At 39.7% G+C, this 25,221-nt stretch carries 25 protein-coding genes and 1 pseudogene; 5 read left to right on the top strand and 21 right to left on the bottom strand.

The window, feature by feature from the left end; translation table 11 throughout:
* Positions 1-19: 19 nt before the first annotated feature.
* Positions 20-1,015 carry a 6-phosphogluconolactonase gene (pgl, locus tag WM95_RS07680; RefSeq protein WP_023310837.1) on the bottom strand — a complete coding sequence of 332 codons (996 nt, stop codon included), beginning with the start codon at positions 1,013-1,015 and terminating at the stop codon, positions 20-22.
* 140 nt (positions 1,016-1,155) lie between these two features.
* On the opposite strand from pgl, the pseudogene WM95_RS07675 reads away from it, so the two are divergent.
* The 3 genes and pseudogenes from WM95_RS07675 to WM95_RS07665 all read left to right on the top strand — a co-directional run.
* Positions 1,156-1,368: pseudogene (locus WM95_RS07675) on the top strand (HAD-IIB family hydrolase); the annotation flags it as partial.
* Between the two features lie 162 nt (positions 1,369-1,530).
* The gene (locus WM95_RS07670; protein WP_045331297.1) at positions 1,531-2,367 is read left to right on the top strand and encodes a pyridoxal phosphatase; all 837 of its coding nucleotides are present in this window, start codon (positions 1,531-1,533) and stop codon (positions 2,365-2,367) included.
* Between the two features lie 22 nt (positions 2,368-2,389).
* A complete protein-coding gene (locus WM95_RS07665) occupies positions 2,390-3,250 on the top strand; it encodes a hypothetical protein (protein WP_023292977.1) in 861 nt (286 codons plus the stop codon).
* Positions 3,251-3,279: 29 nt separating this feature from the next.
* Here WM95_RS07665 and WM95_RS07660 read toward each other — a convergent pair whose 3' ends face one another.
* The 5 genes from WM95_RS07660 to WM95_RS07645 all read right to left on the bottom strand — a co-directional run bounded on the left by WM95_RS07660 (position 3,280) and on the right by WM95_RS07645 (position 5,428).
* On the bottom strand, positions 3,280-3,540 hold the full coding sequence (locus WM95_RS07660; RefSeq protein WP_023292978.1) for a hypothetical protein: 261 nt from the start codon (positions 3,538-3,540) through the stop codon (positions 3,280-3,282).
* A 191-nt stretch (positions 3,541-3,731) separates the two neighbouring features.
* A complete protein-coding gene (locus WM95_RS07655; RefSeq protein ID WP_023292979.1) occupies positions 3,732-4,034 on the bottom strand; it encodes a hypothetical protein in 303 nt (100 codons plus the stop codon).
* 3 nt (positions 4,035-4,037) lie between these two features.
* Positions 4,038-4,361 carry a hypothetical protein gene (locus WM95_RS27155; protein ID WP_049222753.1) on the bottom strand — a complete coding sequence of 108 codons (324 nt, stop codon included), beginning with the start codon at positions 4,359-4,361 and terminating at the stop codon, positions 4,038-4,040.
* Position 4,362: 1 nt separating this feature from the next.
* A complete protein-coding gene (locus WM95_RS07650) occupies positions 4,363-4,971 on the bottom strand; it encodes a hypothetical protein (protein ID WP_023292980.1) in 609 nt (202 codons plus the stop codon).
* 1 nt (position 4,972) lies between these two features.
* Entirely contained in the window at positions 4,973-5,428 is a 456-nt protein-coding gene (locus WM95_RS07645) for a hypothetical protein (RefSeq protein ID WP_023292981.1), read from the bottom strand.
* Positions 5,429-5,470: 42 nt separating this feature from the next.
* Here WM95_RS07645 and WM95_RS07640 point away from each other — a divergent pair, with 42 nt between their 5' ends.
* Complete coding sequence (locus WM95_RS07640) at positions 5,471-5,917, top strand: glycoside hydrolase family protein (RefSeq protein ID WP_032668324.1); 447 nt, start codon at positions 5,471-5,473, stop codon at positions 5,915-5,917.
* 43 nt (positions 5,918-5,960) lie between these two features.
* On the opposite strand, the gene WM95_RS07635 is transcribed toward WM95_RS07640, so the two are convergent.
* From WM95_RS07635 to WM95_RS07590, 11 genes are all read right to left on the bottom strand, one after another.
* A complete protein-coding gene (locus WM95_RS07635; protein ID WP_023292983.1) occupies positions 5,961-6,230 on the bottom strand; it encodes a hypothetical protein in 270 nt (89 codons plus the stop codon).
* Positions 6,231-6,736: 506 nt separating this feature from the next.
* On the bottom strand, positions 6,737-9,799 hold the full coding sequence (locus tag WM95_RS07630; RefSeq protein ID WP_088544714.1) for a phage tail tip fiber protein: 3,063 nt from the start codon (positions 9,797-9,799) through the stop codon (positions 6,737-6,739).
* A 2-nt stretch (positions 9,800-9,801) separates the two neighbouring features.
* Positions 9,802-10,197: a DUF6950 family protein gene (locus WM95_RS27150; RefSeq protein ID WP_125387053.1), complete on the bottom strand. Its 396-nt coding sequence runs from the start codon at positions 10,195-10,197 to the stop codon at positions 9,802-9,804.
* The gene (locus WM95_RS07625; RefSeq protein ID WP_023310834.1) at positions 10,197-10,841 is read right to left on the bottom strand and encodes a hypothetical protein; all 645 of its coding nucleotides are present in this window, start codon (positions 10,839-10,841) and stop codon (positions 10,197-10,199) included. The genes WM95_RS27150 and WM95_RS07625 overlap by 1 nt, the downstream gene beginning before the upstream one ends.
* Before the next feature lie 3 nt (positions 10,842-10,844).
* Positions 10,845-11,399 (bottom strand): hypothetical protein, encoded by a 555-nt coding sequence (locus tag WM95_RS07620; protein WP_023310833.1) that lies wholly within the window; start codon positions 11,397-11,399, stop codon positions 10,845-10,847.
* Positions 11,400-11,450: 51 nt separating this feature from the next.
* Complete coding sequence (locus WM95_RS07615; RefSeq protein WP_063615820.1) at positions 11,451-13,913, bottom strand: hypothetical protein; 2,463 nt, start codon at positions 13,911-13,913, stop codon at positions 11,451-11,453.
* The gene (locus tag WM95_RS07610; RefSeq protein ID WP_032656295.1) at positions 13,900-14,211 is read right to left on the bottom strand and encodes a hypothetical protein; all 312 of its coding nucleotides are present in this window, start codon (positions 14,209-14,211) and stop codon (positions 13,900-13,902) included. The genes WM95_RS07615 and WM95_RS07610 overlap by 14 nt, the downstream gene beginning before the upstream one ends.
* A 56-nt stretch (positions 14,212-14,267) precedes the next feature.
* A complete protein-coding gene (locus WM95_RS07605; RefSeq protein WP_023310829.1) occupies positions 14,268-14,558 on the bottom strand; it encodes a hypothetical protein in 291 nt (96 codons plus the stop codon).
* A 49-nt stretch (positions 14,559-14,607) separates the two neighbouring features.
* A complete protein-coding gene (locus tag WM95_RS07600) occupies positions 14,608-15,081 on the bottom strand; it encodes a hypothetical protein (protein ID WP_032668321.1) in 474 nt (157 codons plus the stop codon).
* A 56-nt stretch (positions 15,082-15,137) separates the two neighbouring features.
* Entirely contained in the window at positions 15,138-17,960 is a 2,823-nt protein-coding gene (locus WM95_RS07595; protein WP_088544712.1) for a hypothetical protein, read from the bottom strand.
* A complete protein-coding gene (locus WM95_RS07590; RefSeq protein ID WP_131631917.1) occupies positions 17,957-19,648 on the bottom strand; it encodes a hypothetical protein in 1,692 nt (563 codons plus the stop codon). Before WM95_RS07590 ends, WM95_RS07595 begins: the two co-directional genes overlap by 4 nt.
* 78 nt (positions 19,649-19,726) lie before the next feature.
* Here WM95_RS07590 and WM95_RS07585 point away from each other — a divergent pair.
* A protein-coding gene (locus WM95_RS07585) for an IS3 family transposase (protein ID WP_085949497.1) occupies positions 19,727-20,874 on the top strand; the annotation gives its coding sequence in 2 pieces (ribosomal slippage) (positions 19,727-19,964 and positions 19,964-20,874; 1,149 coding nt in all).
* On the opposite strand, the gene WM95_RS07580 is transcribed toward WM95_RS07585, so the two are convergent.
* Genes WM95_RS07580 through WM95_RS07570 form a run of 4 tightly spaced genes read right to left on the bottom strand, consistent with a single transcriptional unit; the run spans position 20,871 to position 25,207 of the window.
* A complete protein-coding gene (locus WM95_RS07580) occupies positions 20,871-22,565 on the bottom strand; it encodes a phage major capsid family protein (RefSeq protein ID WP_088544711.1) in 1,695 nt (564 codons plus the stop codon). The genes WM95_RS07585 and WM95_RS07580 overlap by 4 nt on opposite strands.
* Positions 22,516-24,006 (bottom strand): phage portal protein, encoded by a 1,491-nt coding sequence (locus tag WM95_RS07575; protein ID WP_023310823.1) that lies wholly within the window; start codon positions 24,004-24,006, stop codon positions 22,516-22,518. The genes WM95_RS07580 and WM95_RS07575 overlap by 50 nt, the downstream gene beginning before the upstream one ends.
* Positions 24,006-24,548, bottom strand: a complete 543-nt coding sequence (locus tag WM95_RS27145; protein WP_023310822.1) for a hypothetical protein — start codon at positions 24,546-24,548, stop codon at positions 24,006-24,008. The genes WM95_RS07575 and WM95_RS27145 overlap by 1 nt, the downstream gene beginning before the upstream one ends.
* Positions 24,549-24,565: 17 nt before the next feature.
* A complete protein-coding gene (locus WM95_RS07570; RefSeq protein WP_088544710.1) occupies positions 24,566-25,207 on the bottom strand; it encodes a terminase gpA endonuclease subunit in 642 nt (213 codons plus the stop codon).
* Between the last annotated feature and the right edge of the window lie 14 nt (positions 25,208-25,221).

The following is a 25,221-nucleotide window of genomic DNA, read 5'->3' as shown; positions in this document are numbered from 1 at the left end:
GTTTTTTGTTTGTAGCCGCTTAGTGAGCGTTTACCACGACCCACATTGGCCCCTGGCCTACGGCGTAACGTCCTTTCTCTTCCAATAGCCCCTGCTCGCCTTTAATTTCATACAGCGCGATGTGGTGGGATTTCTGCCCCGCCGCAATCAGGTATTTACCGCTGTGATCGATATTAAAGCCGCGCGGCTGGGTTTCCGTTGGCTGGAACCCTTCAATCGCCAGCACGCTGCCGTCTTCAGAGACGCTAAAGACGGTAATCAGGCTGGAGGTACGGTCACAGGCGTACAGATGGCGACCATTTGGCGTAATGTGGATATCCGCCGCCCAGCGGGTATCGGAGAAATCAGACGGCATCATGTCCAGCGTCTGCACGCACTCGATCTGGCCGTTAGGATCTTTCAGCTCCCATACGTCCACCGAGCTGTTCAGTTCATTAACCACATAGGCGTACTGCTGGTTCGGATGGAAGACCATATGGCGCGGGCCGGCGCCTTCAACGGTAGTCACTTCGGCAGGATTCTGCGCCACCAGGTGACCATCGTCGCTCAGGGTGAACAGGCAGATACGATCCTGCTTCAGCGCAGGCACCCACAGCGTGCGGTTATCCGGAGAGATATTCGCCGAGTGGCAGCCTTCAAGCCCTTCCACCACATCCACGGTTTCGACCGGAATGCCCTCTTCCAGACGCGTTACGCTGACGCAGCCCGCATTATAAGAGCCGCTGAAGACAAAGTTGCCTTTACGATCGGTCGAGATATGGGTTGGGCTGCCCGGCAACGGGGCTTCGGCAGTGTACGTCAGCGCGCCATCGTCCGGAGAAATGCGATAGGCCAGCACGCGGAACTCCGGGCGCACACCCACGTACAAGAAACGTTTATCCGGGCTGATGACCATCGGCTGTACCTGGCCTGGCACATCTACAACCTGAACCAGCGTGAGTGTCCCTTCGGTATTTAAACGCCAGACGTGGATCTGCTGGCTTTCAGGACTGGCGGTATAAACGGTTTGTTTCATGAATATTCACTCCTCACTGCGCATGAAAGTAGTTAACTTTTGACGGTGAATGCTGAATTGTCGACAGGAGTTTTGAAGCGTTCGCCTCTCGGTGTACCATCCCATCAAAACGTAAATTCAATATTAACCCGGGAAAACAGATGACCTCGCGTGTGATTGCTCTGGATTTAGACGGTACCTTACTGACGCCGCAAAAAACCCTTCTCCCCTCCTCCCTTGAGGCGCTAAAACGCGCGCAGGAAGCGGGATATCAACTCCTTATCGTAACGGGTCGACATCACGTTGCCATTCACCCTTTTTATCAGGCACTGGCGTTAGATACACCTGCAATTTGTTGTAATGGCACTTATTTGAGTGTGTGACGCTTATTACAACATTTTCACCAATCCAGGGCAATACGCCAGTATCCAACGTTGTTCCAGTGCTCAACAAGACTCTCTTCACCTTGTTTCGTCGTAGCCGCAAAGCGGTGTACTATCGGAAAAACTACATACCAAAATCAGGTGAATCACTACATGGACTATCAGGTAATCGCCCTTGATCTGGACGGCACTTTATTGACGCCAGAAAAAACTATTTTACCAGCCTCATTAACTGCCCTACAGAATGCCCGTAAATCAGGGGCAAAGGTTGTCATAGTTACCGGACGGCACTTTGTAGCCATCCATCCTTTTTATCAGGCATTAGCACTGAATACACCAGCTATATGTTGTAACGGTGCTTTATTGTACGATTACGCCGAAAAAAGAGTTATTGCCTCAGACCCATTACAACCAGAACAAGCTACTCAATTAGTAAACCTACTTGATAGTTACAATGTTCATAGTCTGATGTATGCCGATGATGCCATGTTTTATCAAAATCCAACGGGGCATATTATCCGTACAGGAAATTGGGCTAAATCTCTTCCAGAGTCACAACGTCCAGTATTCAAACAAGTACCCTCTCTGAGTGAAGCCTCTCAAAATGTTGATGCTATATGGAAATTCGCCCTTACTGATTCTGATACTGAAAAACTACATAGCTTTGGTCAGATCGTAGAGCGTGAGCTTGGCCTTGCTTGTGAATGGTCTTGGCACGACCAAGTAGACATAGCACAAGCCGGAAACAGTAAGGGTAAACGCCTGGCACAATGGGTAGAATCACAAGGTTTATCTATGAGCCAGGTAATAGCCTTTGGCGATAATTTCAACGATCTAAGTATGTTGGAGACTGCTGGCTTGGGTGTTGCTATGGGTAACGCTGTTGATGAAGTGAAAGCGTGTGCTGATTTAGTAATAGGTAACAATACGGAAAATGGAATTGCTGATGTAGTAAACCAGTACTTTTCAGTAGAAAAAATTACAGCGTGAAACTGAAACAGAGATGTTCGATATGATAAAATTCACACCTGAAAATGGAATGAGAACTTATATTGATGAACAGTTAGCTCAGTTTAGTTTTCAATATGATGATAGCTTAACAACAATTGAAAATTTAAAAGCTGTTTTCGCCTTACAAAGAAGAATACCAAGCGATAAAAGAAGATTAGTAATCGAACTACCAGGAATTCAAGTACCTGAAGGAACAGAAAAGGCATATGAATCCATCAAGAGGAAACTTACCCTTGGGTTAACAATAAATCCGCATCTTTCATTGAGTACAACAAAATATATTTACAACGACCTACTATTAAACTCTTGGAATATTCATCACATACATCTTTCTGAAGAACCTTTTAAAAATGGATTCTTTAAGCGAACAGGTCCTGTTTTATTTTGTATGTTTTTTGAAAACGCCGTCATTTTCATAGACATTATGCCTCATGGAAGAGGATATTCTGATGTTTGGGTAAATGAAAATCTGATAAAAAAAATTCATAAGTATCTTCCTGAATCTATAGAGCACTTTAGAGTGAAAGGTATCACAGGACATAATTTAGATACTAAACAACGCATGGCATTACGAAATGCTCATTGTAACTATGCTATGCAAATGGAAGATGGAACTGTTTATCAACTATTTGGAACTATGACTAATGGTGATAGTTTCCATGACGTAAGTAGATTAATGTATATTCAAAGAATGGTAGACTATTACTCTGAGATAGTCCAAACCAATCAGAAAGAAATCAGGCAGTCATTAAATTTAAAAGAAACAGAAAGTTTAGAATTGACGATAGCTTTTCATGATAACGATATAAAACTTTATGCTAATCAGCAAAACGTCATGATTAATATAAATACTCCCAAATGAAAATGGCCTCGGTTAAGAGGCCTACATAATCACTTCCCTAAATCAAGAAAAGACTTTGGAGGCTTACTGATAATCATTTGTACACCATCTTTCGTAGACTTAAGTGATTTCATTAACTTTCTAGCCGCATCAGGTAGTTTACTATGCTTGACAACCAGATAACCTCCCCTAACTTTTTTAATGACACCATCTCTTTCAAGTTGTTCAAAGTCGATCGCTGCGTACTCTTTTGCTTGTGCCACTATTGTACTTAATATCTCTTCTTTGGATACATCATTTTCATTTTTCATAATAGCCTCGAAGCTCATTTATACTTTTTTAGATTATCAGCATAGTCTATGTGTTATCAAGAGACATACTGAAAAATGGCAATATACATATCAAAAGCATTACCGACTATCAATGTTTAATAATTAGATTGTAATCATTATGAATTTTACTCCACTTAATTTAAAAAAAATCCCCATAAAGGGCTTTCTAATTAGTTACCACTAAGTAACAAAATGATGATTCTGATAATGTCAGATAGTGGGAATGAGAATAAAACGATACCAAAGTAATCTAAGATAGGTACTAAGATATAGTTATAAACAAGAATACCAGTACACGCATAACCTAAAAATGATCTCCAGCCTTTTCCAGCCTTGATCTCTTCACGGTTTGTTTCCTGTGCTTCACTTGTTTTTTCTGTTTCAAGTTCGTCTTTTGACTTAGCAACTTCGGTTTTGTTCTTACTGATAAGACTTATACCGCTTTTGATAAGGTCAATGATAATACTTAACATATGTTATCCTTGTATTTGGCAAACACAAGAAACTACGCGATGACCTTTAAAGATGTGGTTGTAAGATAATAGTACCTTTACTTCTACTTGTTCTTTCATTAGTTCAACCATCAATACATCATCCTCATTTACTTTAGGTGTTGTATGATGATGAAAACTATATACGACTAAATCACCTTTTGTTTTATCTACTTTCTTTTTTATGAGCTTACTACCAGATAGTGCTTTATCATATGGTAATGTTACACTTACTGGTTGGATTGTCTGAAAAGAAAAATCTGTTAGTACAGAATGATCATAACATGGGAAATTTTCTAAGTTATCCATCTTACTTCCTCCAACGGTAATCAAACGTACCGCGTAATGTTCTTAATTGTTCTATTACTTGCTTCTCGGTTTCATCATAGAAATCAAACAATGGTTTTCTACCAACGGAACCATAATAACCAATCACCCTTTGTTCACGTGCCAGTTTAGGATTACGTTTAGAGGATTTCTTGGTAGTGTCGATTAAGTACGTGTTACCGTTCCTACTCTTCACCTTTTTGTATTTATCACTCTTGGTTCTTGAACGTAGTTGTGTAATGTTACCTTGCTTAGTTAACTTAGCATTCTGATACGGTATGATCTTCCCTTCATTAACATTCTTATATGCCGGATCAAGAACGTACTTTAGATATGATGCTTGATTAGGTAGTAGGATGATCTGGTTAACTGACTTGAACTCACTTATCTTTCTAAAGTTAAAGTACATACTCTTTCCAGTAAACGCGACACCACCACCCGCTACATCATTATCAATTTTTCTTTGAATGTGCTGTGTAACTATACGCATACGGCTACTTAATTCTTTTTTAAATTCTTGTCCTATCTTTGGGCTGTTCTTGTTTATGAATCGCTTCATATCATTAGGACTATTGCCACCCTTCCATGCCATATTACCTATTCCCCAACATCGCTACTAAATCTTGTAATACATTGAATAAATCACGTCTGTTCTTTGGTAAACGTGCTTTGCATAGAATTGCTTTGTTTAGGTTGTCTGGATGTAAACCAAAGTACGAAATCAACGCCGTTTCAATAATGCTTGCTTCTGCGTCTGATTTAACACAATACAAAATCTTCTTTGTATAATCCATGCCAGCATCAATCATAGCATTCACTGTCTTACTACTACCTGTGTAGTTTTTCCAGTTAGATTCTACAGAATTAACTTTTAGTTTATCTATGCTTTTAACTTTTTGATAAATCATTTTCTTTCCATAATAGAATTCACCTGTTTCTGGAAACTCTATGATGTAAACAAAAGATGTATAGTTGCCGTCTGTTACGTCTGAAATATTCCATTGGTCTTTATCGAACATTTCCCAATTCTTATTAATGCGTCCTGCCATTAGTAAATACCTTTTTAAAATTAACTAAAGGTATTTATGAAGATGGATTTAAAAACACGATTAATAGAATATGAGGGTTCACGAGCATATCAAACACGTATGGGATACTTTCGCAATGACAAGTACTACCCGTATAAAGATACAGAAGGATTCTTAACTGTAGGATTCGGGCATAAAGTACTACCAAATGAAAACTTCACTAACGGTATTACTGAGATTGAAGCACTTCGACTACTTGATAAAGATATAGCCATAGCAACAAGCCAGCTAAGTAAACTAAACCTAACCATGCCTAAAGATTGGCAAGACTTCATGATCATCATGATTTTTCAACTTGGCCTATCTGGAACGATGAAGTTTAAAAAGATGATTGAGGCACTACGTGATGCCAACTACCCCGAAGCAATTAAACAAGCGAAAGATAGTTTATGGTATCGTCAGACACCAAATAGAGTTAATGCGATGATCGCACAATTAACCAACAAATAAGAAAAAGGGATAGTACCGTAATTGATACTATCCCTTTTTTTTGTTACTGCTTTGATTGTTCAAGAATAGTAATAATCCTTTCAAGTTTGATATCCAATTCGTGAATTTGAATTTCAAGATTTCGCAAGGTTTCTTTCATCTTGTCTTGTTCGTCGCTTAGACGTGTAATGTTACTATCTTGTACCGCAATGGTAGTTTCAATATCAGATACACGACTTAGTAAGTCATTAGTATCTTTTGTATTGTCACGGAAAATAGTATATATCAGCACTAAACCACTAATAACCAAAGCAAGAATTGTTCCCATACCCATTTAGTACTTCCCTATTTTATATTTTGGTAATAGTATTTATTACGCATTATATAAAGGCTGATCACCAGCACGATATAAGAATGATGACCAGTTAGCAGGAACATTAAGTGAAGCAATACCACTACGTGAAGTTGTACACATCACATAGATATAATTCCAGTTTCCACGACCTACAGGCGGAACATATATAGAATTCAATCTGAAAGATGTAGAACTACCACCGTTACCAGCATCATAATAATAGAGATTAGTTAAACCGATTCCATCACCACCCATACGAATATAGAAGTATTGACGTTCATATGAGGTTAAACCAATTGATAAATCACTATCAAAATAACGTGGAAAATCTTCACCACGTATACGCAATGCTATATAGTGTTGGTTAGCTACTGGATTTAATGCGGCCTGCCCACCTGATACAGTCTTAGAGCCAAAGATAAACGGTACAGGGTTGATACCAGTTGATTGTGGACGGCAAATATCACCAACGATACGTGCGGCACTTAGAGTACCAAGAATGTTACAGTTTTCATGATAGTAACGTTATTCAGTACACCAGATGTTGCCTGTATATTTCCACGTACAGATACGTTACCAAACCAGGCATTACCATTTTTATTGATAGCCCAACCATTCACACCATCCCAATTACTGGATTGTATCTGCTGGCTAATCTTCGCTGAGTCGATCACGCCGTCCATAATGTGGGCGTTACGGATTGCGGCATTGGCGATTTTCGTATTGTCTATTGCGGCATCCTGAATTTTCGCACGGGAAACGGAAAGGTTATTTATCATAGCCTCATTGATGCTCGCTGATGCTATCACCGCTGAGTTGATATAAGTCTTACCACCCTGAACCACAAACGGATATACCCTGTCTGATAGCTTGGCACTGTCTGTACTGATGATGCTAAAGCGATCCGCCATGACGGTAAACACCGATGTTTTTTCATCTGCTGCTAAGGCAATGCCCGTTACGTTACCGTTGTTTGATACCTGTAGCTGCCAGCGTGAACCAAGTTCGTCTACGATCTGTTTCTCAACAATGCCAGTAGCCGTATCACTGTTAAGTAGGCTATCAATAACGTCTTCGTTCAATTTACTGTACGGTACTTTCGTGTTTTGGTTAAAACCGATAGTAGGCGTCCATACCAATTCATCCTGTCCGAACACGTCATAGGCTGCCACACGTGCGAACCATGAGCCATCTTCAATACCAAACGATGCTGAATAGCGGTTAGCACTGCTAAAGTACTTAGAACCTGAGCTAAAGCCCTCATCAAGTGCGATTTGAAGAACTACCCCCGCATAATCAGGTACGTTTGATTCTGTCCAGTCAATGAACACGGAATCATAACCACTCTTCAAATTGATACCAAACAACTGTGGATGCTGTGGGTTACTAACTTCAATCTGAACTTCTTCACTATAGATACCAGTACCCCAACCATGAGCGATGATCCCAAACACACGGTAACGGCTTAGGCCATCACTGGTATTCATTGAATATGAGTACGTCCAATTGCTTGTAGTGGTGTAATATGACGTGATGTAATTACGATAGCGGTCATATACACGGATTTCATAGTATTTGAAGAAATCGGCAAAGGTTTTACCATTTACGGCTAAGTTAGCCTGATCATCCCAACGGAAAATAAAATCTTGAGCATAAGTCTGGTTTAAACCCACATCATCATTCACCATATCAAGGTTAGTAATCTTCGGCAATGCGAAAATAACTTGTGGTGTTTGATTATAGATAGCTACTAAATCTGATGAATAACCTAATGTGTTATAAGCCTCAATAGCAAAATCGTACTGTACACCATATAGAAGATTTAATATCTCAAAACTCGTAGAGTACTGCCCTACGTTACCAATGCTGATCCAAACACTGGAATCACTGCGTTTATAACGAATCTTATAACCACGTACAGTTGTATCCTGTGATAAATCCCATGTTAACAGTACTGTATTACCTGATGCGGTTGCCCCTAAGCGTTGAGCCTGTAGATTCGTTGGCGGTTGTACATATGTTGGGTTAGGTAGATTGGTCAATCCATCCTGTGGGAATTGCCCCGGATCTTTTCCTTGATAGATACCATCATCATACGAAATTGCTGTAATCTGAATAATACCCGCTTTATCAACAGTCATTGGTACAGTACGTTGAATTACGCGATATTTGTTATTACTAAAACCTGCTTCAGAAAAATCAATTGTAAACACATCATATACTTTCAAATCTGTTACATAGGTATTGAAAGTAATCGTGTTCGTAATGTACTTAGATTTAAGCAATTCAATGTTACTAAGAATAGCAAGCTGATCTTTATCCTGTACCCATAGATAGTTTAAATCTTTCTTGATAATATAACCATCTTTAGCAATGGATGCGTTACTAATAGCATCACTTGGATAACGGATAATATCTTGTGAATAGTCATTACCTGGGTTTGTATAAGTACTGTCCATTGTATTAAAATAATCAGACTTAGAACCCGTTGTGATATTCACACTACCAAGAATATTCGTTTCATCAAAATGTACACTTGGAATATCTGGAGCATCTACCGTTAGATAGTACATACCATTTGATTCATATAGTACACCACCAAATGTCTGTAGAATATTTTCAATGTTTTCCTTAAATGATTTATCGTACTGAATATTTCCATTTGAATAAAAATGGTTATTAGCACAATAGTTAGCCATATTACGGAAACTTGTCATATCAATATCATTCGGATTCAAACCAAAACCAAATTCTGTATTAGTTATAAAGTCATATAATTGGCTTGGTGGATTACTTGAAGGTTTACGCACATTATCAGTTAAGTCATAGATCATACGTCCACGCATTTCTACCGATAGTGTATAGTTCTGGTTCGTTAGAATCCCATCAATCAATGAGTCGTTGGTTTTCTTGATTACAGTACAGATCTGTACAAGACCATCACCACGCATATTATCATTCCATTGACTGCCGCCATATTGACGGGCAAGCGTCATAGAACCACCGTATGACGGTTTACCAAAACGTACTTCAATCTGTAGGTATTTGCGGTACTTCTCTATCATCATTGATGTAGGTACTTGGCCTTCTGTGGTGATATACGCACCATCAAGCAGTACCGGAGCATTATCAAAATAGATTTGCTTAATTACGCCTTGTGATTGTTCTCCTGGAACCTGACCAATTTCACCAATACTAATAGCGTGAATAGTACATAACTGATTTGATGTACCATTGTAAACATTCTGCCAAACCACAATAGAACCTAATTTGTTATAGGCTACTTCTGTTGCGTTACGGTTAGAACCACCGTATGAAATTGGAATACCAGTACTTGGTGATGTTGATCGGGCATTGTTACTACCCGTACTCGGATACGTTACCCCCATTTGGCCTACATTCATCATCTGTGATGAACTAATGTAAGATAGTGCTGCTGTACCAATACCTATAGCTACTACTGCTGCTAAAGCTAAACCTGCTGCGTATGCTGCTGCCGCCGCTGATGCCCCTGCGATAATAGCTACGGCAACTGCTGCTACTGCCATAGTTATTCCCCTTTAAATCTGTATATTTTGTCTTTTTCATTTGGGATATATTGAGAAACGATATAGTTAGATTTATCTTCTGATAAAATTACTACTTTCCCACGCCAATAAACTGTACTGTGACCTGACGAAATGATGATATCCCCATCAAGTGGTTCAGTTACTAATTCGCCGTTTTCTTTACACAATAGATGTAGAGTAGAATAACTACAGTTTGCTTTTGCGTATTTTCTACCTGCTGTTGGTGTTGTGTATTTCTGGTAGATTTCATCACGGTAATTACTACCTGTGATCATATCTATTACTGTTAGCACCATGATATGACAATCATTAGTACCGTACACTAAAGGTTCACCAACTAAACCACTTAGGTACTCTGTTATAAATCCGTTTTTCATTATTTCTTGCTACTCTTCCAGAATTGCTCTGAACTATTTAGTATTCCGATTAGGTCAAAAAACTTATCACCAGTGTGTAATGATTGGTGTACTGATGTACTGGATAACAGGCGTTGTGTTTGGTCTAACTTCTTCCACAATGAATTTAGATTTACTGTTGTTTCATTTGTGGTATTACCTGCTGTGTTGTTAAAGTCAGAACTAAAGTAATCAATGTAACCACTAAACATACGATAGGCATATAGAATACCCCCTGTAGCTGGGTTAACAATTCCCATCCAGATATTAACTTTGGCATCATTCCACAATCCACGTAACGCCATAGATAGATAATCCTGGCTTACATTACTTACTTTCAAAGAAGTACCGTTATTATTAATTTGGTTCTTTTCTACATAGTTAGAAAAAGATGAATCAAGAAAATCAGGTACGGACTTATAACTAATTCCATTATAGTTCTGATCGGCTATAGCATCAGTTAGATATATGTTACTTCCAGTTGCTGGAAGAATATCAATCAACTTAACCATAACCCCACATTGATAGAGTTCTTTTTCTGTTAGAACGGTTTTATTATCACCACGTGTAAGATTCCAGTACGCGATAAGATCCGCATTAGTTAATACATTACTTGGAATTGACATAAATTAACCTCTGATGTTTTCGGTTGCGTTTATTGTCACTTCCATAATGTTTGTACTTGGCATCTGGTATGCTGCGTTTTGTGGTGTAAGAATAAATGAACCTTGAATATTGTCATATTTCATTACTTCCCCAAGTTGGATGTTTTTGATTAATCTAGGGAAGATAGTAATCACGTTACCTGTGTTGGCTATGATTCGATATAGTTTCTTGTGTCCGGTAAACTGAACTACAGTACCAACTTCAAGTGTATTAGCATTAACGGCAACTGATGTTGCCCCTGCTGCCCTTGCTGCGGTTGCCTGTACTTGTGATGCCTGAGTACCGTTATAATCTGACCACCAACCAAGAGATATATCAAACGGTCTACCTTGACCATAAAGAGCATAGAAGTTAGCAAGTTCAGTACGGTTCATCTTGTTTAGAGTTACTTTAAAACTAAGGGTGAAGTACTGCGAACCTACAACACGTGTAATAGTTTCACCTGTCCATGTCTGGTTTTGATATTGCGGTATATTGTCCGTTAACATGAACTCACTGATAAGAGCGTTATTTAACATATTATTATTCCTTTAAAAGTTAGCCCACAATCCATGTGGGCTATATGATATTTATACGTTATTCTTCTGAGATTTACGTGTTGCCTGTACAATAGTATCGGCGTGTTTATCACACATCTTTTGAAAATCAGCATCGGAAATCTGACCATTACTATTAATAATTAACGGTGCGTCAATTTTAATATCACCAGTACCACCGCTATCTTGATTGCTTAGATACTTAGTTAGATCCTGGTTCAATGATTTACCTACTACACGTTCACCTTTTTCAAGATTGTAAGTACCAGTACTTGGTAGTGAATCCCAACCATCATGGGCTTGACCCTGAATAGTTGTACCTTTGATAGTACTGACCAGTTGAGCACCCTGTGCGGCTACCTGTAGACCTGCGGCGATCCCCATAGGCCAACCAAGTTTGATAGCCTCGGATATGCCCTGTTGGATGTTGATCACTGCCTGAGCAATGGCAATACCTTTACTTACGGCAAAAGCTGCCTTAGCCGCTGCCGAGGACTCTCCGAACACGCCAGCCATGATAGTTCCTACATCACCCGCACCAGTAGCCCACATACCTAAAGTGTTTGATAGTGCGTCTGCGGTTAATCGCCCACGTTTGATATCGGCGTTGGCCTGAATCGCTGTTAGCTGATCCTGGTACTCCTGGAATCCAATTACTTTGGCATCGTATAGAGCTTTAGCCCCATCCTGGTTCTCTTGCTGTTCAGTACTTACTTGCTGTACCTGTGTTGGATCTGGTGAGAAGTCCAACGGGTTCTTGTACCCTAATCCCTGACTTGCTGTGTCACCTGTCCACGTCTTACCCGCTGCTGCTGCTTTGGCCTTAGCCTCTGGTGTGGCATTCGGATCACTGGCAATTGCGGCAATATTTTGTGCTTGTTTTAAACGGTCTGTTTCAGCAAGCATTTCATCAACCATAGTTTTGTACTTAGTCGCACGGCTTTTATATTGCTGATCTAACATTGCTGTAATTTCAGTTTCATTCTTACCAGCTAATTTACCTGCTGTACTGATACGTTTTTCAATTTCATCTTGTTCATAGTTAAAACGAATAATACGTATCTGTGCTTCGTTAGTACCGATCTGTGATAAGGTTTGTTCTAATAGTGCTTTTGCTCTTTTAGTTTGTTCATTAATCTTATCTTGTGCGGCTTGTGCTTTCTTGGCTGCTGCTTCATCTTTCTTTGCTTTATCTTCACGTGCTTTATCTTCATCGGCTGTTAGGCTTTTTACTAACTTCTCACGGTTAGCTTTATAACCTTCATCAAGTTTAGCTAAATCGGCATTCATTGCCGCTTCATCACCTTTGTAAGCACGTGCTAAAGACTCTTTAATCGTTGCTCGTAGTTGTTGGTGAGTAGCATCAAGAGTATCAATCTGTGCTTGTGTCTTTTGCTTCGCTGATAGATAAGGTTTCAACGCTGAATCAATAACACTCTTATCTGAACCCTTGTTATATTGCTCTTGTTGTTTGGCTAAAAGATTATGTGCGGCATCAATATTTGCTAAAAGATTTTCAAAAGTCTTATTATTAGCTTCTTGTTGCTTCTGCTGTTCTTCTACCACCTGAGCACCATAGATAGACGAGTTTTTCTGAATCTGTTGTTGGTACTGTTGTTGGTATTCCTGTACTGCCTGTATCCCCTGCTTACTCGTAGCTGCTGCGGCTGCTGCCACTGGCTTACTGTTGAGTATCTTAGTCATTAGATCAAGAATATCAGCAAGACTTTTAGCAACAGGGGCAAGTGTTGAATTTCGCCACGTATCCCATGCTCTTGATAGATTATTCGTTGCCGTTCTATATTCTTCAAATTGTCGTGATTGCTCTGCCGTTAACTGAATATTTTCATTAGCAAGGCTATTTTGGTACTCTTGTTCAGTACTGAATTCTCTATATACAGTCATGCGTTTAGTAGCATCGTTAGCTACAGTTTCCATCATCTGTACAATCTGAGCCTGACTAAAGCCCATTTGTTTAGCTTGATAGTAAATCTTAGCAATAATATCTTCACCACTTTCTGCTGCTTTCTGTAACTCAAACATATTTAACTTCAATGGTTGAATTACATCGGTTAGCATAGAACCAGCGTTATTAGTGATAGCATCGCCTAACTTATCCTTAGCATCTTTCATCTGGTCGGCTACTTGATCCATAGTCAGACCTACGGACGCAAACATATTAGCTGCCTGTTGGATCTGTACTATGCCAGTTTGTGATAGTGATGCTGCCTGAAAGACTTCAAACGCCTTTTCTGATTGTTCTTGTACGTTAGCTAAAGTGGCGGCAATGGCGATACCTGCGACCCCTACCGCACCAGCGAAACCAGACATAGCTTTAGCCGTGGTTGATAGTCCGGTATTGAAACCACCAAACACCCCGCCAGCACGATCACCAAAATCACCTATATCATTTGCTGCGTTTTTTAATGATTTTTGTAATCCAGATTCATCACCTGTGATTTCAAATATCATTGATTGTTTATTATTGTTTGCCATTTGGCTTTACTCCCATCCAATTAAGCATGTTTGCTTTTTGTTGATCTGCGATCTTCTTCTCCCTTTCTGCGTGTTGTTCAGCTAAGGTTTTATTTGAAATGATGTTCAATGAATCGAGTTCATAGATACTAAATTTCGGTATATCTTCTTTCTTGATATTGCCAGTACTTAACCATATTGCCTGTAATAGTTCTGTATGCCTGATTTGTTCAATTTGTGATGAATCAGGATCAACCGATTCTTTGAAAACTAATAGGTAGAAGAAAAGCAAAACGGGCATAGTGTAGAGATCATCCACACTACACCCGCTGTTATACAATAAAGATAGTGATAGTCTGAGAATCGGATCGCGTCTTACTTTGCCTCAACATCCTCAACATTAAAGGATTTGGCAAACACTTTACCGATCTCGGCATTTAGTTTTAATTGTACTGTTAAATCAACATTCTGTTCAACTTGTTCAGGTGAATCAAAAATCTGTTTACCACTTTCATCAACCACACAATAGAAGATCGCTTTATATGGATCTGAAACTTCTGCGTGTTGGGTAATTGATGGTAGTTTGATGTATACAGTACATTCTGGTGTTAGTTCTACTGGTGTTAACTTCACACCAATAGCTGTCATAAGATTAGTAAAATCCATTTCGCTTTATCCTTGTTAGTTGGCTTGTAGTATTTAGTACTTAACGATATTAAGAACCAGTAACTTCACCAACCGCAATTGGAGCACCAGTAACAGAAACTACGAAATCACGAGTTACCACACCATCAAAATCACCGTTAACTACATCTGAACTTACATAACCGTTTACGATGCTGTAATAAGCCGCACCATCTTGATCATCAATCTTCTGGAAATAAGTTACTTTAACTTGAATTAGGGTTTGTGCTGCTGCGGCTGCGGCAAGCATTTCTTGACCTACAGCACCTGGTTTCCAGTTAACAGTTAGAGTTAGATCCGGTACTGAACGAGAACCAAGCAATTTCTTAGCGTACTGTTGACCGAAAGTGTTTACACTCACAACGTTAGATTCAGCACCTGCCGCTGATGGAAAAGCACCAACTTCTTCAACAACAGTAAAGGTAGTTGCCTGACCACCACCAGTAGGAGCAGTTGCGATTTCCACTTTGACATTATTGCCTACAAAAATAGAATTAAAAGCCATGTTTAATATTCCTTTATATATTTTGGGCATCATTCCTTGATACCCCTTCTGTTTATTTATATATGTTGGTTGTAGTACTTCATGTAAAGTGCTAAACCTCTTAGTAGTTCACCTGTATAGAATCCAAAGAACATTGAATTGTTCTGTGGTGTTGTAGGTGTTCCACTTCTGATAGCTGATGACCAGCCACCATTCATTACGTGATTAGCTGAAACTACGTTATAGTTCTGTTGAATTTCCGCGAATAGTAAATCAAGTAATTCGTGATCTGGATAACCTGCTATTGCCATCATTGAAGCACCAGCAAGCCATAAACCAGACATATGACCCGTAAAGCCATCATAGATAACTTCACCATCATCTTTAAATCGTGTTGGTGCGTGACCATCATTATTTTTCATGAACCACTTCAAGTAATTCATCCAGTTTTGACAGTACGTAATAATGTTCTGCGGAATAGCATAATCACCACGTTGATATAGTTCATGGACTACATCACAACCACCAAAGAACGCACGAGGTTCATAACCTGACCATGCTTCTTCATACCAGTGCTGCATAATAAATTGATCTGGTTGTCCATCAGGTGAATATGCTAATGCGTCCTGACGGTTCCATACATAAGCCTGAGCACATGGACCAGGTAAAGTAGGATGGAATTTATTAGTAAACCAATCTTGAGCATCACATAAGAACTTAATACTATTATTTAGTCTGGTTTGATCAATTGTAGTACCTTTGAAACACCATATAGCGGGTAGTTGATAACCTGGATATGGTAGACCACGCCAACCGGAATACAGTTGAGCATATGGATCTGTGATGTTACTAAATGGTATTAGTCCGGGTGTATATGACAAACTATCAAGCATGTAATTACGAATTACACAATCACCTAAACGTGCTGTATATCCACTACTGGTACTATCGTTGAAAGTTAGAGAAACCAGTACTGAATAATCACCTGTACCACCATCATTATAAAGTGCTGGCAAATCGTTAACACAATACCAGTCAATACGACCTGAGACACCATCAACCGGATCGGTATCAAGTAATAGTGTAAACTCTTCACGTCCTGTTAGTGTTGGTTGTCCTGGCTGTTCATCACCTTCTTCATGATCCGGTTGATAAGAACTCAATTTAAAATCCAGTACATTAAACGTTTGTGTTACCCATGCCCCGTTGCTTGCTGGTAGCATAGCCCACCAACGCCAACCGAGATCATCAATAATACGAATGTTAAAATCATCAGCATATGTTCTATATGTGAAGGTGTTTAAGTCCTGTGTTTCATCATCAAAGATCCAGAAACCAACTGTAGAACTACCGTCAGAATCCATAGTAGTAGAAATCACGTTGTCATAGTACGTTCCAGCGATACCGGAAACATATTGAAGTGAAGTTACTGTATTATCCCCATAATCGGAAACCATTCGCATATCTGCTGTTAAGTACTGTCCACCATCAGGTTTAGCAATTCTGGTAAAATGGTTCATTGGGATATCCATAGATATAATACTGTTGTCAGTATTGGTAATGGGTAAACCGCAACGGTATCTAATAGCACCATCTTCTGTTTTAGTTTTATTAACTGTCATTGCTACAGCAAGGCTTAGCGGTTTACCAGTTGTATCAACACCACTATATTCAACATGGAATGATGAACTATTATTAAACTTGAACCATATAGATTGTTGTTCAAGTGTTGTTTGTGCTGAGGCACTTTGATTAATGACAATATAGCCATCTGAATCACGTGAATATGATGCTACTTGATCACTTGGATAGAAATAATCGTATGAGATACCATCTGTAAAAGGCGTTAAAGCAATAGCACTCTTACGAAAGAACATATCAAATTTATCAATATCAGAATAACCAGTACAAGTAATTAGTGAATTCTGCCATGCTAAGTAATAGATACGTTCGCCTGTAATATCCCATAGTAATTTACATGCCTTACAGAACCACAATTCAGCATCTGAGGCGTTATCAGAAAAGTCGAGCGTACCATAGTTATCAATAGGTACGTTTACTGGCCTGTTGTGCCAACGCTCATTACGCCCCATGAGATAGCCACCCTCTGATACAGGATTCTTCGTGGCGTAGTTGAATCGGTAATTGCCGTTTATAGACGTGTCTTTAAGCTGGACTGTACCGATCTGGCTTGTTAGCCCTTCTGCCAGTACATCACCATTGCTATCTACCTTTCGGCCTGTACGGTCAACAATCCAATCAACATCATAGGTAGGGGCTTTAGTATCCCAATCAATGCTATCTTCACTGGCTAACCATGCGTAGGCAGTTGCGTTAACCTGGTTCCAACCAAGACCCGCCCTTTCTGGAAAGGCAAACCATACCGCATCGAGGTATTCACCGTAGTTAGGTGAACCATGAGGTATCTGTGTTTGTCCGTTCGTCCATGTGAACAAGACGCCCTTGAACCCGCCATGAGTTGGATACTCTGGATCTAATGGGTAATGTGCCAGTACTGGAGCTTTGCCATTACAGATCCAATTACAACGTAATGAACCATTAGGTGGATCGGGAAACGCTACCCCACGAAAGAACGCCAAATGATAGGCGTTGAAAAAGTCTTTAGCACGTTGTAGATAGTACGGTTCTTTGGTTGCCTGATACGCATAGATAGCACCAAGAATTGCTAAGGATTGTCCTTCTGTGGTTGCGTCACCGTCCGGTTGTGCCTCCCAGCCTGTTTCCGCTATAAAGTGCCTGTTGTTTGCTAAAACGTTTTGTGGGTTTAGTACAAAATGATCTGTTTTATTGTCATTAACTAAACCCGTATTACGTTCTAAAAATTTCCAATGCCCTTCAATCATCTGTTGGGCATTGCTGATATTTTGTTTTCTTATCATTCTTGTAGATCCGCCATTAGTAAGGAGCCGTACCAGGTACTCCCCCCATCGACAGTTAAGAATTGAATCACATCAATTGAGTTCTGAGTAAAGGTTAATACTGGTTCACGACCATAAGACCAAATAACATTAGAAGGCCATGAAATTTTATTTGCCCCTGTTCCCTGTGTTAAACACATAGTAATAGTTTGGCTATTTAAGTTGCTTCCACTGCCATTGATTACACTTAGTTGTGTTACTGCTGCGGTTAGTGTTGCTTTGAATACACGTTTACCATCAGACATATCAAGTTCTAAAGTATCTTCTACGTTATTTATTGTTAGAAGGTCTTGAGTGATAGTTACTTTGGTATCAATGTTCGCTTGTAGTGCGGCATCTTTAGCATCAATTTGTGCTTTTGAATACGTTCCCACATCGTTATAGTTCAAGGTTACGTTACTGTTAAGAGCATAACCGTTAATTGTAGTGATACGTAACGCAAACAATCCGTTACTTTCAGTACGGGAATATACATCACTAATATCTGCTGCTACCAATTGAATGTTAGTACCAGATAATGGCTTGTTATTGATTAAGAACGTCTTAGGCACATAAGTACTATTACTAAATGCCAATGATGCCATATCAGTAAGTTGTGTTGCCGTTAATGTAATATTAGAACTTAATGATAATCCATTAACAGTAACCGTTTTAGCAACAAAGGTATTATTAACCTGAGTCTGTGAATACACATCAAGAATATCTGCGGCTACTAAGTTCAACGCCGTTCCTGATAATGCGTGTCCGTTTAACTGGAATACTTTCGGAACTATGTTTGAATCAATGTAGGTCTTAGAGTAAACATCACTAATATCTGCTGCCACTAAAGTAATGTTGGCTGTAAGTGCTTTACCATTGACAGTACGTGTGATTGGTACGTAGTTACTGAGATCTGTAGCGGCTGCCGCACCAAGTTCTGTTAACGTTGGTTTATCGGCACTGGTGTAGACCTTGTACCATGCCCCGTTACTTGCTGTTGAGAAGTTACGAATGTTCAGTACTGGCGTACCGGTTTTGTTCATTACTAATTGGGTACCGTTAGAACCATCAAGGTTAGTGATACCCAACATATCAACACCTGTTGGTGCGTTGGCTGCTGCGATCTTAACGAATGAGTTACCATCACGGCCTTGATAGCTTGGGAACTCGTTACCGTTCGAACCAACGCCCCAATCACCACGATAAAGTTCAACTACAGATTCATCAAGAATACCTGCTGATACCTGGTTTTCTGGTGTGAATACGTATGAGCGGGTAACAACCTGATCCATATCTGACGTATCTGATACGCTGGATAAGTACCCGTTATAAAGCACATAGTTTACGGTTGTATCGTTTGAACCTTCATCAAGCATTTCTACTTTGACTTGTACTAACTGCTGAGAATCAACAGCAGAATCAAATACGGCGTTTTCACCTGGAACGTAGTTAACTTGAATAGTCATATCACCATATGAACTATCACCCGCTACTTTAGAGGTGTAAGTACTATCATATGTTTCTACAGTTGAAACAGAAGTTGATTCACTAAAACTTGGAAACGCTGAAAGGTTTTCAACTTGAACAAAAGTACGGGCATTTGGATCAACGTTGGTTGTATCGGTATTAATCCATACTGTAGTTAGATTCCCTAAAAATGTTTGAGCCATAATTATTCCCCATAGTGAATCGCCACGCGTTTAACAGACACCTCAGAGTCATTTAAGATGACTTAAAGAGAGGTGCCCATGAGCGGTAAGCGTTATCCTGAAGAGTTTAAAACTGAAGCAGTCAAACAGGTTGTTGATCGCGGTTATTCTGTTGCCAGCGTTGCAACACGTCTCGATATCACCACCCACAGCCTTTATGCCTGGATAAAGAAGTACGGTCCGGATTCTTCCACTAATAAAGAACAGTCAGATGCTCAGGCCGAGATCCGCCGTCTCCAGAAAGAGCTGAAACGGGTTACCGACGAACGGGACATATTAAAAAAAGCCGCGGCGTACTTCGCAAAGCTGTCCGACTGAGGTACGCCTTTATCCGTGACAACTCCTGTTGCTGGCCTGTTCGCCTGCTCTGTCGGGTGCTGGATGTTCATCCCAGTGGTTTTTACGCCTGGCTTCAGCAGCCGCATTCACAACGCCATCAGGCAGACCTGAGACTGACAGGACAGATTAAACAGTTCTGGCTGGAATCGGGATGCGTCTATGGTTATCGCAAAATCCATCTGGATCTGCGTGACAGCGGGCAACAGTGCGGAGTAAACAGAGTCTGGAGACTGATGAAACGTGTCGGAATAAAGGCTCAGGTCGGATACCGAAGCCCGCGGGCACGTAAAGGCGAGGCCAGTATCGTGTCACCCAACAGGCTCCAGCGACAGTTCAATCCGGATGCTCCTGATGAGCGTTGGGTAACGGACATAACCTACATCAGGACCCACGAAGGCTGGCTGTATCTTGCCGTTGTTGTTGATCTGTTCTCACGCAAAATTATCGGCTGGTCCATGCAATCCCGGATGACAAAGGACATTGTCCTGAACGCACTGCTGATGGCTGTATGGCGGCGTAATCCCGAAAAACAGGTGCTGGTTCATTCGGATCAGGGCAGTCAGTACACAAGCCATGAGTGGCAGTCGTTCCTGAAATCACACGGCCTGGAGGGTAGCATGAGCCGTCGCGGTAACTGCCATGATAATGCGGTTGCAGAAAGTTTTTTCCAGTTGTTGAAACGTGAACGGATAAAGAAAAAGATCTACGGAACGCGGGAAGAAGCCCGCAGTGATATTTTTGATTACATCGAAATGTTTTATAACAGTAAGCGTCGGCATGGTTCTAGCGAACAGATGTCACCGACAGAATATGAAAACCAGTATTATCAACGGCTCGGAAGTGTCTAGATTATCCGTGGCGATTCACAATCGCCAAACACAATAGCACCAGCGGCAACTTGAGTAGATTCAATAATACGTACTGAATCAGCTAGAATACCGTCACCCATATAGCCTTGTAGCAAGTACTTAGCAGCGGTGTTAGAACCATCTAGAGTAGTACGCAATACAGCAGCGGTAGTAGGATGTACAATAGCAACTACATTCTCAACACGGACATTAGCAGCAGCTAGAGTAGCTAGAGCACTAATAACATCGGTTTTGGTTAGAGCAGCAGTTAGGGTTACTTCTGGAGCCTTAGCAACAACATCAGCAAGAATTAGACGTTCTAGTTTTAGAGCAGCACCCTTAACCATCGCATCTTGAATATACTGTTCAGCAGTACTAGCAGATTTGATTAGAGTACGAGTTAGTTCAACAGAACCGGTAAAGATTTCTGGCTTTAGAGTGACCTTCTCAAAAGCGGCGTTATAAGATGGTGATGGAGCACCTTCAGTAACATAACCGAAGTTATCAGTGAAATCAGCAGATAGTTTAGGTAGAACTAGATTACCTTCACCTTCGAGATTTGCGAATACTTGTACAGGTAGAGTAGCAAATACTGACTGAGCACGTAGCACATCAATATAAGAATCTGCGTATACTTCTTTAACTAGAGCAGCACCGCCAACAGTAGTAGAAGTACGGACGAAATCACCCGCAGGGATTTCAGTTTTACCAGCAAAATTACCTTCACTTAGTGAACGAATTAGGCCATTTAATACGGATTTTTCCATTTTGATTTCCTTATCATGATTTGGATTTGTTTTTGTATTTAGTGTGCGTTTGAAGTCCTCAACTGAAATTCCATTTTCAATTGCTTCAGACACATCAATATTTAGAACTACGCCGATTGATTCCAATTCACGTTTACGTTCCACTTCTTCTGTAGAATCTTCTACTTCAGAATCATCAGTACTTTCTTGTACATCTTCGCGTTGTTCTTCAACGTCGGTTTTATTTATCATTTGTTCAAGCAAGTCTGGACGATTAGCCATTAGTGCTAATAGTTCTTCATCGCTCATACGTACTTCTTCAGATTCTTCTACTTCTTCTTGTTCAGTAATTTCTTCTTCAGATTCAACTTCAGTACTAACTACTTCTGATTCATCTTTGATTTCAGGTTCAGTACTTTCGATTTCGTTTTTATCTTCCATGATCATATCCTTCTGGTTGTCATCATTGTTATTTATCAATGAGCGACCAACTCCGGCGGATACATCGGCTGGCACTGTTACTAGTGATATTTCATATGGGGTAAAATGAGTTACATAGATAATGTTTCCTTCAATACGGTAATCATTAACTGTGTAACCAAAACTAATATGTGTTAATACACCTTCATTGATTTGTTCCCATTCTTTTTCCGAAGCATTGGAAATCTGTAATACAGCACGGCCTACCTTGTCTGAATCAATACGTGCCGCTAGTACTTTGCCAATCAAATGATCTCGGTCATGATTGAAAAGTACTGCCCCTGAATTGTTCAAACGCGATAGGTCTACATTTTCTGGATTACATAGAAGTACTTCGTTATATAACTTCCCTTCTATTTCACGTGCTACAGGAGTTTCAGAACAAAAAGCAACTTCAACGGTACGATTATCAGAATTAATCGCCGTTGGTAGGGTTAATTCCCTCGTCTGTTTTTTGATTTTCATCTAGAACTTCCTTGTTCATATTTTTCTCATTCTCTATTTCTTGAAGTACAACACGTGGATCACCACCCATTTCACTAATTACCTGTGTACGGGATTTCAAACCAGCATCAATAGCAGCTACTTCACATTGAATATCCTTCAATGGATCAAGTGAAATAGGTTTAGTAGGGATATAACGAGCACATACAAGATCATCGAAATCAGAAAAACTTAATTTCAACTTACTATTATTTAGCATTTCATTCTTTAACCAAGCTGTATAAATTGGCTTGAGTACTTTATTTATGAGTACATTAGTTCGAGTACTGAAAGTTGTAGCTTGTAGGCGTTCGGCAAGTTTCGCAGCACTAAATGACGCATCAGCAGTACTTCCCATTAGGGATTGCTTAGTGACATTTAAGCCCATTGAAATATTATCAAATAGTACATCTGTGAATTCTGCTATACCGTCAACACCATTACGGGGCTCAACCGATTTAACATCTTGATTAGCATTTAATTCAAAGATAGCACCAGGTTCTAAGTACTCGTTATAAATCGCTGTATCTTGTTCACCTTCATCTAGTGCTAATTCATTGTTACCGCCATTATTAGTAATGAATGTGGTTACACTGGCTGAGATTCGTTTAGCAAGTAATGCCGCTTCCTGGAAGTTCTTTAAGTCTGCTAAAACTTTAGTACTGGCAATTAGATCCGGTATACCGCGTTCCTGTGTGGCATCATCCATAACAAAGTAATGTAGGATTTCATTTGCTGGTACAACTTCATAACTAGTAGCATCATATGTATATGTTACTGGATTATATTTAGCGAAATAGTAGTTTACAGGTTGACGGTACTTGTTATATTCAATCCCATTACTGATATATCCATCTGCCAGTACTGCGTTATTCAACTGAGTCAAACGGGCAGAATCAATAATTTCAATCTTGATAGAACGGTTGAAATTATGAATACGTACAAACGCTTCACCATCGCGGCAGCGGTGTTTCTCTAGTACTTGTGCGAATAGATCAAAAGTCATTGAGCCATCAATAGAGAATTTACTAGCATCGTAAGCCCAACGATCAAATAGTTTTTCTAGTTGTTGGTTAATGGTATGTTTTGTTTCTTCATCAACATCAATATCTACTGATGGTTTTACATAGATACCATTACTGCCTACTACACCATCTACAGAAAGCATCATGTACTTACGTGCGATTGGGTTTACTAGTGTTGCGTCACGTGATTGATTACGCCATTCTGATAGATGCCATTTAATGATGTTATTAATACTTACTGAGTTAGTACCGACACCAAAGCCGAAAGCATTCACACCATTACTAGTTGTACGAATCTGGTTTAAATCACGTTGTAATGTTTTACCAACATGTTCACGGACTTCATTAGTTTTCTGTACTGGTTTTGGTTGTTCTGGTTGTTTTTTCTTAAACCACATTAGCGAGTACCCCAACGATCTGGATAGTTAGGATCTCGGAATACAGTCATACTCTTAAATGGTCTACTAGAACCAGATGTAGGTTGACCATTCATTTTAACCCATAGAGAATTAGCACGTTCAATATAACGAGCACGGATTGTTTCTAAGTTTGCTAATGACTCACTAACTAGAGTTTTATTATTAATTGTAATGCTGTAGTTAGCACCACCTTGTATTTTTGCTTCAATTACCGCTTCGATCTCTTCAATCATCTTACGAATACGTGCGTATTCTTCAGTATGTTTTGTTGGATCGATTACTTCACATTGGGAAGTACTGGCAATACCATTAGTAATAGTTGTACAGAATAGCTTTTCTGAAGCAACGTTAGTTTCAAAGGTAATAGTAAATGGTTGTTCACTATCACTATTACTGTTATCTAATGTAATTGAATTACCAGTACTGACATATGAAATAACGAAAAGTGTTTTAGCAGGAATTGTTACAAGATAATCATATGGGTTTGAAACCATATAAATCTTTTCTGGTAAAATTGCCATTGGATATCCTTATCATTTTACGTTTTTCCAAACCAGTTTGAACCCACACCAGTACGCCTAGAACGTCTGGTACTTTGGGTAGGTTGTGATTCTTCTGGTTTATTTATCTTTTGTGGTAATGATTTGGCTTTATGTTCGCGTAGTTTTCTAAACGGTTGCGTACCTAATTGTGATTGGGAATATACGATTGCGATCATTCCATAGACCAGACAATCTAGAGCCTCGTTTCTCTTCTGCCCTTTCTTTAGTCGCCATACTAATTTACCACCAGCAGGTTTTAACTCTTCGGCTGATAGTTGTTCAAAGTAATCTGATGGTAGAGTACTGGAAAAGCGTAATTGAATTGGTGCGTTCTCTGCTTCAGTACTGAGCATCAAGTTTAAAAGTTTACGAATAGTATTCTTTTGTTCATGAACATTTAGGATCTGTAGTTTATATCCGGCTTGTGTACTCTGTTTGAATAGGTCACTTGTAGTACTGCTAGAACCCTTAATAGGATGATACTTAGCCCAACGTGCGGTAAACTTCTTAACTGTATCTGTAGCGTTACCGTTCGAACTATCCACGAATACAGCAAGTGTAGGTACTATGCGACCGTCAACACTTCGGAAAGAGTCTGTACATAAATTTGTGTAATTGCCTGATTTTGATATGTTCAATCCAACATCAAAAG

This window comes from Enterobacter cloacae complex sp. ECNIH7 (genome assembly GCF_002208095.1).
Taxonomy (GTDB): Bacteria; Pseudomonadota; Gammaproteobacteria; order Enterobacterales; family Enterobacteriaceae; genus Enterobacter; species Enterobacter cloacae_M.
This window is presented reverse-complemented; position numbering and strand designations above follow the sequence as displayed.

Bases quoted from the DNA above. Each gene is read 5' to 3' on its own strand.
- WM95_RS07645 (WP_023292981.1), bottom strand. From the start codon at position 5,428: ATGGCAGGACGCATTAATAAGAATTGGGAAATGTTCGATAAAGACCAA.
- WM95_RS07665 (WP_023292977.1), top strand. From the start codon at position 2,390: ATGATAAAATTCACACCTGAAAATGGAATGAGAACTTATATTGATGAA.
- WM95_RS07620 (WP_023310833.1), bottom strand. From the start codon at position 11,399: ATGTTAAATAACGCTCTTATCAGTGAGTTCATGTTAACGGACAATATA.
- WM95_RS27145 (WP_023310822.1), bottom strand. From the start codon at position 24,548: ATGGCAATTTTACCAGAAAAGATTTATATGGTTTCAAACCCATATGAT.
- pgl (WP_023310837.1), bottom strand. From the start codon at position 1,015: ATGAAACAAACCGTTTATACCGCCAGTCCTGAAAGCCAGCAGATCCAC.
- WM95_RS27150 (WP_125387053.1), bottom strand. From the start codon at position 10,197: ATGAAAAACGGATTTATAACAGAGTACCTAAGTGGTTTAGTTGGTGAA.
- WM95_RS07600 (WP_032668321.1), bottom strand. From the start codon at position 15,081: ATGGCTTTTAATTCTATTTTTGTAGGCAATAATGTCAAAGTGGAAATC.
- WM95_RS07650 (WP_023292980.1), bottom strand. From the start codon at position 4,971: ATGGCATGGAAGGGTGGCAATAGTCCTAATGATATGAAGCGATTCATA.
- WM95_RS07580 (WP_088544711.1), bottom strand. From the start codon at position 22,565: ATGAAAATCAAAAAACAGACGAGGGAATTAACCCTACCAACGGCGATT.
- WM95_RS07590 (WP_131631917.1), bottom strand. From the start codon at position 19,648: ATGGCTCAAACATTTTTAGGGAATCTAACTACAGTATGGATTAATACC.
- WM95_RS07670 (WP_045331297.1), top strand. From the start codon at position 1,531: ATGGACTATCAGGTAATCGCCCTTGATCTGGACGGCACTTTATTGACG.
- WM95_RS07625 (WP_023310834.1), bottom strand. From the start codon at position 10,841: ATGTCAATTCCAAGTAATGTATTAACTAATGCGGATCTTATCGCGTAC.
- WM95_RS07640 (WP_032668324.1), top strand. From the start codon at position 5,471: ATGGATTTAAAAACACGATTAATAGAATATGAGGGTTCACGAGCATAT.
- WM95_RS07615 (WP_063615820.1), bottom strand. From the start codon at position 13,913: ATGGCAAACAATAATAAACAATCAATGATATTTGAAATCACAGGTGAT.
- WM95_RS07595 (WP_088544712.1), bottom strand. From the start codon at position 17,960: ATGATAAGAAAACAAAATATCAGCAATGCCCAACAGATGATTGAAGGG.
- WM95_RS07575 (WP_023310823.1), bottom strand. From the start codon at position 24,006: ATGTGGTTTAAGAAAAAACAACCAGAACAACCAAAACCAGTACAGAAA.
- WM95_RS07605 (WP_023310829.1), bottom strand. From the start codon at position 14,558: ATGGATTTTACTAATCTTATGACAGCTATTGGTGTGAAGTTAACACCA.
- WM95_RS07655 (WP_023292979.1), bottom strand. From the start codon at position 4,034: ATGTTAAGTATTATCATTGACCTTATCAAAAGCGGTATAAGTCTTATC.
- WM95_RS07635 (WP_023292983.1), bottom strand. From the start codon at position 6,230: ATGGGTATGGGAACAATTCTTGCTTTGGTTATTAGTGGTTTAGTGCTG.
- WM95_RS07630 (WP_088544714.1), bottom strand. From the start codon at position 9,799: ATGGCAGTAGCAGCAGTTGCCGTAGCTATTATCGCAGGGGCATCAGCG.
- WM95_RS27155 (WP_049222753.1), bottom strand. From the start codon at position 4,361: ATGGATAACTTAGAAAATTTCCCATGTTATGATCATTCTGTACTAACA.
- WM95_RS07660 (WP_023292978.1), bottom strand. From the start codon at position 3,540: ATGAAAAATGAAAATGATGTATCCAAAGAAGAGATATTAAGTACAATA.